General features: G+C 67.3%; 8 protein-coding genes and 2 riboswitches. Of the genes, 7 read left to right on the top strand and 1 reads right to left on the bottom strand.

Going from position 1 to position 9,371, the window contains the following annotated elements; genetic code table 11:
* Positions 1–55 precede the first annotated feature (55 nt).
* The 7 genes from D4765_RS09475 to D4765_RS09445 all read left to right on the top strand — a co-directional run bounded on the left by D4765_RS09475 (position 56) and on the right by D4765_RS09445 (position 8,325).
* Positions 56–1,111 (top strand): NADP-dependent oxidoreductase, encoded by a 1,056-nt coding sequence (locus D4765_RS09475; protein ID WP_136642046.1) that lies wholly within the window; start codon positions 56–58, stop codon positions 1,109–1,111.
* A 32-nt stretch (positions 1,112–1,143) separates the two neighbouring features.
* Positions 1,144–1,773 (top strand): LON peptidase substrate-binding domain-containing protein, encoded by a 630-nt coding sequence (locus D4765_RS09470; protein ID WP_237280344.1) that lies wholly within the window; start codon positions 1,144–1,146, stop codon positions 1,771–1,773.
* Positions 1,774–1,854: 81 nt separating this feature from the next.
* On the top strand, positions 1,855–2,676 hold the full coding sequence (locus D4765_RS09465; RefSeq protein WP_161580402.1) for a copper resistance CopC family protein: 822 nt from the start codon (positions 1,855–1,857) through the stop codon (positions 2,674–2,676).
* 38 nt (positions 2,677–2,714) lie between these two features.
* Positions 2,715–2,808: riboswitch (glycine riboswitch) on the top strand.
* 2 nt (positions 2,809–2,810) lie between these two features.
* A riboswitch (glycine riboswitch) is annotated at positions 2,811–2,916 on the top strand.
* A gap of 93 nt (positions 2,917–3,009) precedes the next feature.
* Positions 3,010–4,149, top strand: a complete 1,140-nt coding sequence (gcvT, locus tag D4765_RS09460; RefSeq protein ID WP_136642044.1) for a glycine cleavage system aminomethyltransferase GcvT — start codon at positions 3,010–3,012, stop codon at positions 4,147–4,149.
* Positions 4,146–4,550: a glycine cleavage system protein GcvH gene (gene gcvH / locus D4765_RS09455; protein WP_136642043.1), complete on the top strand. Its 405-nt coding sequence runs from the start codon at positions 4,146–4,148 to the stop codon at positions 4,548–4,550. The genes gcvT and gcvH overlap by 4 nt, the downstream gene beginning before the upstream one ends.
* Entirely contained in the window at positions 4,550–7,489 is a 2,940-nt protein-coding gene (gene gcvP / locus D4765_RS09450; protein ID WP_136642042.1) for an aminomethyl-transferring glycine dehydrogenase, read from the top strand. The genes gcvH and gcvP overlap by 1 nt, the downstream gene beginning before the upstream one ends.
* Before the next feature lie 41 nt (positions 7,490–7,530).
* Positions 7,531–8,325, top strand: coding sequence for a pentapeptide repeat-containing protein (locus D4765_RS09445; RefSeq protein WP_136642041.1), 795 nt, complete (start codon positions 7,531–7,533; stop codon positions 8,323–8,325).
* A 53-nt stretch (positions 8,326–8,378) separates the two neighbouring features.
* On the opposite strand, the gene D4765_RS09440 is transcribed toward D4765_RS09445, so the two are convergent.
* A complete protein-coding gene (locus D4765_RS09440; RefSeq protein WP_136642040.1) occupies positions 8,379–9,182 on the bottom strand; it encodes a CPBP family intramembrane glutamic endopeptidase in 804 nt (267 codons plus the stop codon).
* Positions 9,183–9,371: the final 189 nt, after the last annotated feature.

Raw genomic sequence — 9,371 nt, 5'->3', positions numbered from 1 at the left:
ACCCCACCCCACCCCCACCCATCGAGTGGGTGGGGCGCGGGAGGATACTTGAGGCATGACTTCGAGCACGAGCAACAACGACACCGGCACGAGCAACACCGGCACGAGCAACACCAGCACCCAGTGGCACCTTGTCTCCCGCCCCAGCGGCGAACCGACGGGCGAGAACGTCGTACGCGTCGCCGTCGACCTGCCCGAGCTCGGCGAGGGCGAGGTGCGCGTGGCCAACGAGTTTCTCTCGGTCGACCCGTACATGCGCGGCCGGATGAACGCGGGCCGGTCATACGTGCCCCCTTTCGAGCTCGGCGAGCCGATGACCGGTGCCGCCGTCGGCCGGGTGACCGCGTCGCGCTCCGAGCGGTTCGCCGTCGGCGACACCGTGCAGCACCAGCTCGGCTGGCGCGATGTGGCGCAGGGCCCCGAGCGGGAGTTCAGGGCGGCGCCGCCGGTGCCCGGGCATCCCCTCTCGGTGTACCTCGGAGCACTCGGCCTCACCGGCATCACCGCCTGGGTGGGCCTCACCCAGATAGCCAAGGTGAGGGAGGGCGACGTGGTGTTCGTCTCGGGCGCCGCCGGGGGAGTGGGCACGATGGTGGGCCAGATCGCCCGACTGAAGGGCGCCTCCCGCGTCATCGGCAGCGCGGGCACGGCGGCCAAACTCGAGCTATTGCAAGGCAAGTACGGCTTCGACGCCGTGTTCAACTACCGTGACGGCGATGTGGCCGGCCAGCTGAAGAACGCAGCTCCCGGCGGCATCGACGTCTATTTCGACAACGTGGGCGGCGACCACCTCGAGGCGGCACTGCGGGTCTTCAACGACGGCGGCCGAGCGGCGCTCTGCGGCTCGGTGGGCGGCTACAACTCGGTCGGCGACGACCCGGGCGTGCGGCACCTGACGAACATCATCACGCGTGGCCTTACGCTGCAGGGTTTCACCATGCCGAGCTACTACCACCTGGCGCCTGCCTTCGCGGCTGAGATGCAGCCGTGGTTGGCTGCCGGCGAGATCGTCTACGACGAGACCGTGGTGCACGGCATCGACCGCGCCTTCGAGGCGTTCCTCGGCATGATGCACGGTGAGAACGTAGGAAAAATGATCGTGGCCCCCTGACCTGCTGCGGGCACGAGACGTACGATAGGCCCATGAGCGAGCCGACCCTGCCGATGTTTCCGCTCGGGTCGGTACTGTTCCCCTTCATGCCCCTGCAGTTGCGGGTGTTCGAGGAGCGATATCTCACGATGCTGTCGCACATTCTCGAGCTCGACCCCGCCGAGTTCGGCGTCGTGCTCATCGAGCGCGGGCAGGAGGTGGGCGGCGGTGAGCAGCGTTTCAGCACCGGAACCGTGGCCCAGATCATCGAACTCGACACCGACGAGGGGTTCGTCACGCTGGTAGCCGTCGGTGAACGACGGGTGGTCGTCGGTGAGTGGCTCGCTGAAGACCCGTACCCCGCGGCCACGGTGCGCGAACTGCCCGAGCTGCAGTGGGATGCCGCACTCGAGTCGCTTCGCGACGACGCCGAGCTCGTGGTGCGCCGTACCCTTGCGCTCGCCGCCGAGTACAGCCTGCAGCAGTGGCCGCCCGACCTCGTTCTCTCAGAAGACCCGGTGGCGGCCGTCTGGCAACTCGCGGGAATCTCGCCCCTCGGCCCGATCGACCAGATCGCGCTGCTGCGTGCGGAGACCGCCGAGCAGCTGCTCACCGACCTGATCGAGTTCACGATCGCCGCAGAAGAAGCGCTGAACATCACCTGGCCCGACGAAGAAGTGTGAGGGTGTTCGCCCAGCCGCCAGTCCGCTGAGTGTCTGCCCGATCGGCCCTTCTGTGCCGGGTGCGGGCGGTTATCTTTAGACGTGCGAACTTACTCCCTCGACTCGCGGCGCCTGGTCGTCGTGGGGTTGTTGGCAGGTGTTCTCTTCGCCGGGGCACAGGCGGCCCCCGCCTTCGCGCACGACACCATCGAGTCGTCGACGCCGGCTGCGGGTGAAGTTGTGACGACTTCGCTGAGTGCGGTGAACATCACGTTCAGCGACGACCTGACTTCGGTGGGTGGGGTGCAGAACGCGCTCATCCAGGTCACGGATGCCTCGGGCGGCCACCACGAATCCGGCTGCGTGACGACAGACGGTGCGGCAGCCAGCACGAGTGTCGCGCTGGGCGAAGCAGGGGTGTACTCGGTGCTCTGGCACGTGGTGTCATCTGACGGGCATCCGGTCGAAGGGGCGTTCACGTTCAGCTGGCAGCCGTCGGCCGTCACGATGGCAGCCCCCTCGCTTGCGGAGGCTCCAGGGTGCGGCGACGACTGGTCTGGCACGACCTCGAGCGCTGCAGCAGGTTCTCCTAGCGGCGCCAGCGGCACCGACCCGACCGGTTCGACAGGCTCCGACTCCGCTGGTTCGACTGGGTCTGCCTCAACCGGCGCCGCGGCCGGCAGTTCGGGTCAGTCTGCGCCGCTCGCGTCAGACGCGCCGGTACCCGCTGGCAGTGCGACCGCACTGCCGCGGCCGACCATGACCATTCTCTCGGCTGTTCCCGCCGAAGCGACCGACCACTCGAGCCTGGCTCTGCCGGTCGCGGTCGGGGTGGCCATTGGGGGCCTCGCAGCCCTCTCGGCCCTCGTCGTCTGGGTGACCCGGCGACTGCGCAATCACCACTTCAGCGGCCGGGGCCGCTAGGCTTGAGTTGCACTGCACAACTGAATACTGTTGGCCGTTAGGTCGGCGCGGGAGAGCCTGGCACCAGTCGCCGGGCACCGAAGGAGCAATTCTCTCCAATAATCTCTCAGGTTCGTGTACCGCGTTGAACTGGCCACTCTGAAAAGAAGCACGTCGCTTGAAGCGACGAGGCTCGCCCACGGTGAAAGCCGGTTCACCCTGCGGGTGGCCGGTGAAACTCTCAGGCACCATGACAGAGGGAGAGTTCTCGGGCTTCGTTTCGAAGCCTGTGACCTATCGCCGCCTGTCGCTCAACGTTGTTGTTGCACAGGTCGGCACCGATCAGGAGAACTCATGACCGCTGGCCCCCTCTTCTCGCCACTTCACGACGAACATGTCGCGGCAGGCGCGAGCTTCACCGATTTCGCGGGGTGGCAGATGCCGGTTCGGTACTCGAGCGATCTGACTGAACACCATGCCGTTCGCACGGCCGCCGGCCTGTTCGATCTGTCGCACATGGCCGAGATTCTCGTCTCCGGTATCGACGCCCCACGGTTTCTCGACTACGCCCTGGCGGGCAAGATCTCTGCCACCAAGCTCGGTCAGGCGAAGTACAGTCTGTTGCTCACCGAGCAGGGCGGCATCGTCGACGACCTCGTGGTCTATCGAACGGGTGACGAGCGTTTTCTGGTGGTCGCCAACGCCGGCAATCACGAGGCGGCCGTCGCCGCGCTGAGCGAGCGGGCCACGGGTTTCGACGTCGACGTTCGTGACGTGAGTGACGAGACCGCGCTGATCGCGGTTCAGGGCCCGCTGTCGCGGGGCATCGTCGAGGCGGTACTCGATGTCGAGCCGCTGCATGCCCTGCGGTACTACTGGTCGGTCGAGGCGCATTTCGGCGGGCATCCGGTACTCGTCGCACGAACCGGCTACACCGGTGAAGACGGTTTTGAGCTGTACATCGCGCCGAACGCCGCGCCCGAGCTGTGGGCCGCACTCGTCGATGCCGGTGAGTCTTCTGGAATGGTCGCCGCGGGCCTCGCCTCCCGCGACACTCTGCGGCTCGAGGCTGGCATGCCGCTCTACGGGCACGAACTCGGGCTCGAGACCAGGCCCGCAGACGCAGGGCTCGGCCGTGTGCCGAACTTCACGAAGGGCGAGTTCGTCGGCCGCACGGCCCTCGAGAGCACGCCGGAGCCCGGCGCCGGTGCCGGCACGACAGCCTCCCGCGTTCTGGTCGGCCTCATCGCCGAGGGCAAACGGGCCGCGCGCGCCGGCTACGAGCTGTTCGAGAGCGACGCGGCGAGTACACCGATCGGGGTCGTCACCAGCGGCATCCTGTCACCGACGCTCGGCGTGCCCATCGCGATGGCGTACGTCGACCCGGCCTTCGCCGGTGTCGACACCCCTCTGAGCATCGACATCCGCGGCAAGCGCCTCGCCTACCGCGTCACCGAGATTCCGTTCTACAGCAGAAAGCGAGACCTATCGTGACCGACTACTCCGACCTCAAGTTCACGGCGCAGCACGAGTGGGTTCGGTTCGAACCGGCCGCTGACGGCGCGGCGCCCACCGCCACCATCGGTATCACTTCGTACGCGGCCGACAAGCTGGGAGACGTGGTCTACGTCGACCTGCCCGACGCGGGAACCGTGATCGCCGATGGCGCCATCGTGGGTGAGATCGAGTCGACCAAGTCGGTCGGCGAGCTGTTCGCCCCCGTCGACGGCACGGTCGTCGAGAAGAACCCGGCCGTCGAAGACGCGCCTGAGCTGGTGAACAGCGACCCGTTCGGCGAGGGCTGGCTCATTCGGGTCGAGTTCACGGCGCTGCCCGAACTGCTCGACTACGCGGCATACCAGGCGTTGCTTGGCGACGAGGAGTCTGCACACTGATGAGCATTCCCTTTCAGGCCCGCCACATCGGCACCGACCAGGCCGCCCAGGCCGTCATGCTCGAGCGCCTCGGCTACACGTCGGTGACCGAACTGGTCGAGGCCGCTGTTCCGCCGTCGATTCTCGTCGATGCGAACGGGCCGGCCTCGATCATCCCACCGCCCGCCAGCGAGCGGGAGGTGTCGGCTGAGCTTCGAAAGCTCGCCGACCAGAACTCGGTCAAGCGCTCGATGATCGGGCTCGGCTACTACGACACCATCACGCCCGCCGTGATCAAGCGCAACGTCTTCGAGAACCCGAGCTGGTACACGGCGTACACGCCCTACCAACCCGAGATATCGCAGGGCCGGCTCGAAGCGCTCATCAACTTTCAGACGATGGTCGCCGAGCTCACTGGCCTCGTCACCTCGAACGCCTCGATGCTCGACGAGGGCACGGCCGTCGTCGAGGGCATGCTGCTCGCCCGGCGCGCCAGCAAGTCGCCCACCTCGCCGTTCATCGTCGATGCGGATGCCCTGCCGCAGACCAAGGCACTGCTCGCGTCGCGCGCCGAAGCTGTAGGCATCGACCTCGTCGAGATCGACCTCGCAGCGGCCGACCCAGAGGGCCTGCCCGACGCGTTCGGCGTCTTCATTCAGTACCCCGGGGCTTCGGGGCGCATCTGGAACCCGGCCGAGGTCATCGCGAAGGTGCACGCCGGGGGAGGGCTGGCCGTTGTGGCGGCCGACCTGCTCGCGCTCACCCTGGTCACCTCCCCGGGCGAGCTCGGTGCCGACGTCGCAGTGGGCACCAGCCAGCGGTTCGGTGTGCCCATGGGCTTCGGCGGGCCCCACGCGGGCTATATGGCGGTGCGCAAGGGGCTCGAGCGCCAGCTTCCCGGCCGGCTCGTCGGCGTGAGCGTCGACGCGGTGGGCAACCGCGCCTACCGTCTCAGCCTGCAGGCCCGCGAGCAGCACATCCGCCGCGAGAAGGCGACCTCGAACATCTGCACGGCTCAGGTTCTGCTCGCCGTCATGGCCGGCATGTACGCGGTCTACCACGGCCCCGAGGGGCTGAAGGCCATCGCCCGGCAGACGGCCTCCTGGGCCGCCGAGCTCGCCCGGCTGCTCGAGGGCGGCGGCTTCACCCCGGTGCACGACGAGTTCTTCGACACCGTTCAGGTGCGAGTGGCCGAGGCGGGGGCATCCGCAGTCGTGGCACGCGCACGGGAGCTCGGCGTCAACCTGCTGCTCGTCGACGAGTCGATCGTGGGCGTCTCGGTCGACGAGACCACCACTGCCGACGACATCGCCCGGGTTGCGCAGGCGTTCGGTGTTGCTGCGTCGCCGGGTGCCGTTGTCGGCGATAGAGCCCCTGCCGGCGCAGCCTTCGGCATCACCGCGTCGCCGGGCCAGGCACCCGATGAATCGCTCACGCGCCTGCCTGCCGCGCTTCGGCGCACCAGCGAGTACCTCACGCACCCGGTCTTCAACACGCACCGCTCGGAGACGAGCATGATGCGCTATCTGAAGCGGCTCGCCGATTACGACTACGCGCTTGACCGCGGCATGATTCCGCTCGGGTCGTGCACCATGAAGCTGAACGCGGCTACCGAGATGGAGGCTGTCAGCTGGCCCGAGTTCGCCGGGCTGCATCCGTTCGCCCCGCGCGACGACGTCGAGGGGTACCTCACCCTCATCGACCAGCTCGAGGCGTGGCTCACCGACGTGACCGGGTACGACTCGGTGTCGCTGCAGCCCAACGCCGGCAGCCAGGGCGAACTCGCGGGATTGCTGGCCATCCGCGGCTACCACCGCTCGCGGGGCGACGATGCTCGTACGGTGTGCCTCATTCCCTCGAGCGCCCACGGCACGAACGCCGCCTCGGCCGTTCTGGCGGGCATGAAGGTCGTCGTCGTCGCGTGCGACGAACTCGGCAATGTCGACGGTAATGACCTGCGAGCCAAAATCGCCGAACACTCGGCCACGCTCGCGGCCCTGATGATCACCTACCCGTCGACCCACGGGGTGTACGAGCACGACGTGGTCGACATCTGCCGGCTGGTGCACGAGGCCGGGGGCCAGGTCTACGTCGACGGCGCGAACCTCAACGCCGTTCTCGGGTTCGCGCGGTTCGGTGAGTTCGGCGGAGACGTCTCGCACCTGAACCTGCACAAGACGTTCTGCATCCCGCACGGCGGCGGCGGGCCCGGTGTCGGGCCGGTGGCCGCGAAGGCGCACCTCGCGCCCTTCTTGCCCGGGCACGCGTTCGCCCAGAACGCCGAGCATCCCGCCAGGGGCGGCTCGAGTGTGGTGCACGGCGGCGGGGCCGTGTCGGCTGCACCGTACGGCAGTTCGAGCATCCTGCCGATCAGCTGGGCGTACGTTCGCATGATGGGCGCCGAGGGCCTGAAAGACGCCACGGCTGCGGCGGTGCTCGCGGCGAACTACGTCGCGGCCCGGCTGCGCGAGCACTTCCCCGTGCTGTACGCGGGCGACAACGGTCTGGTGGCGCACGAGTGCATTCTCGACCTGCGGCCGTTGCGCGAGGCCACCGGCATCACGGTCGACGATGTGGCGAAGCGACTCGTCGACTACGGGTTCCACTCGCCGACCATGAGCTTCCCGGTCGCGGGCACACTGATGGTCGAACCGACCGAGAGCGAAGACCTGGCCGAGATCGACAGGTTCATCGACGCGATGATCGCGATCAAGGCCGAGGCCGACGCCGTCGCTGCCGGGCAGTGGCCGGCAGACGACAATCCGCTCGTGCACGCCCCGCACACGGCCGAATCGGTGGTGGTGGGCGACTGGATGCACTCCTACAGCCGCGAGACCGCTGTGTACCCCGTCAGCAGCCTGGTGCGGAGCAAGTACTGGCCGCCCGTGCGGCGCATCGACCAGGCCTACGGCGACCGTAACCTGTTCTGCGCGTGCCCACCGCCGGAGGCCTTCGAATAAAACGCAAACGAGAAAAAATCATTCCTCTATCATTGAGTGTGATGACTCGACACTCTCGCCGCACCAGGCGCACCACACTGTTCGCCGGCATCGCCGCCGCGTTTGTTCTCGTGCTGTTCGGGGGCGCGCCCGCTTTCGCGGCGGGCGCGCTGGCTGGGCCGATGCTGGCCGACCCCGTCTATTCGCACGACGGCTGCATCATCAACCGCAGCGCCAACGGGCCGGTTGCCGGCGGCAGCCAGTGCCCTGGTGTCGACCTGAGCGGGCAGCACCTGGCGCAGTCCGACTTCGACGGGGCGAACCTCACCGGTACGAACTTCGCGAAAGCCGACGTTCAGGCGTCGACATTCGCGGGGGCCGTCATCACGGGGGCCGACTTCAGCGGCACACGCATCGTGGGGGCCGATTTCACCGGCGCGGGCATCCTGCCGCCCACCGTCGACGCCGTGGCCGCCACGACGGCGGGCACGGCCGTGAGCCTCACGCCCGTGCTGCCGAAAGGCCTCACCATGACAGGCTGCAGCATCGCGGGGGAGCAGGTCGATGCAACCGCGGTGTTCCCCCTCGGCCAGACCGGTCTGGTTTGTTCGTTCGCTTCGTCGAGGCCGAACGAGGTGGCCACGGTACTCGTGAAGATCTCGGTGACCAATACCGCCACGAGCGCGCCTCCCGTACCGGTATTCACGCCCCAGCCGAGCGCCACCTCGGCGTCGGCCCCCGCCGCACAGGGGCCCAGTATGCAGACGCTCTCGCTGCTGCTCGTGGGCGCGGCGGCGGTCATCGTGCTGGGCGTGGTGGCGCTGGTGGTACGGGGAGTGCGCGGCAAGCGCGACTGAACCTACGACGCCGTTGAACCTACGACGCCGTTGAACCTACGACGCCGTTGAACCTACGACGCCGTGAACAGGCCGGGCAGCAGGGCCACGGCGAGCCCGTAGCCGACGAACGACGCGATGTCGAGAATCCAGTGCGTGATCACCAGCGGAACCGTGCGGCCCCAGCGCGTGTAGAGCCAGCCGAACAGCACCCCCATGGCGAAGTTGCCCACGAACGGCCCAAAGCCCTGGTAGAGGTGGTAGCTGCCCCGGAGGGCCGCTGTGCTGGCGATGATGACCCATTTGTGCCAGCCGAGCCGGCCGAGGCGCTCGAAGAGAAACCCGACAACGATGAGTTCTTCGGTGAGTGCCGCCCGCAGGGCCGACAGAATGAGCACCGGAATCGTGAACCAGTACGTGCTCTCGGGCTGCGTCGTCACGTTCACCGTGATGCCCACGGCACGGCCGAGCAGGTAGAACGCGAGGCCCGGCACGCCGATGACGACCACCAGCAGCAGCCCGCGGCGGAGGTCGCAGAGAGGCTGGCTGGCGGTGAAGCCGAGGCGGGCGAACGGGTTGCTGCCCGAGAGCTTCAGTAGGTAGAACGCCAGCACCACCGGGAGAATCGCGAAGAAGATGCCGAGCAGTTGATAGGTGAGATCGAACCCGGCACGGTCGTTCAGGTCGCCATTCAGCGCGGTCGACTGGGAGCCGAGAGGTTTGGCGCGGGTCAGTAGATCGATGAGCTGAACGACCGCGTAGACCGCTGATGCGCCCAGCGACAGACCGAGCACGATGAAGATTTCGAAGCCCACCTGGCCACGGCTCATCGGCTGCTCTGCGAGTGATGCAGAGGTCGGTGAGGGGGTCTCGGTCATGGCGCTGCTTTCTTGCGTTGAAACTTATGAATGCACAAAGATTGTGCATAGAGCACAACAATTCGGTGATTTTAGTTTCTAGTATGTAACTTTTTTCACACGCATTTGGTGAAGCACTGCGCCCCCTTTTAGGGTACTCCGTAGTCATCGTGCGTTCCGATCATCTCGGCGTGCGCGATTTGCGGTGCT

This window comes from Subtercola vilae (genome assembly GCF_004923255.1).
Classification (GTDB): Bacteria; Actinomycetota; Actinomycetes; order Actinomycetales; family Microbacteriaceae; genus Subtercola; species Subtercola vilae.
Note: the sequence above shows the minus strand (reverse complement) of the source record. Positions and strands in the feature narration are given on the sequence as shown.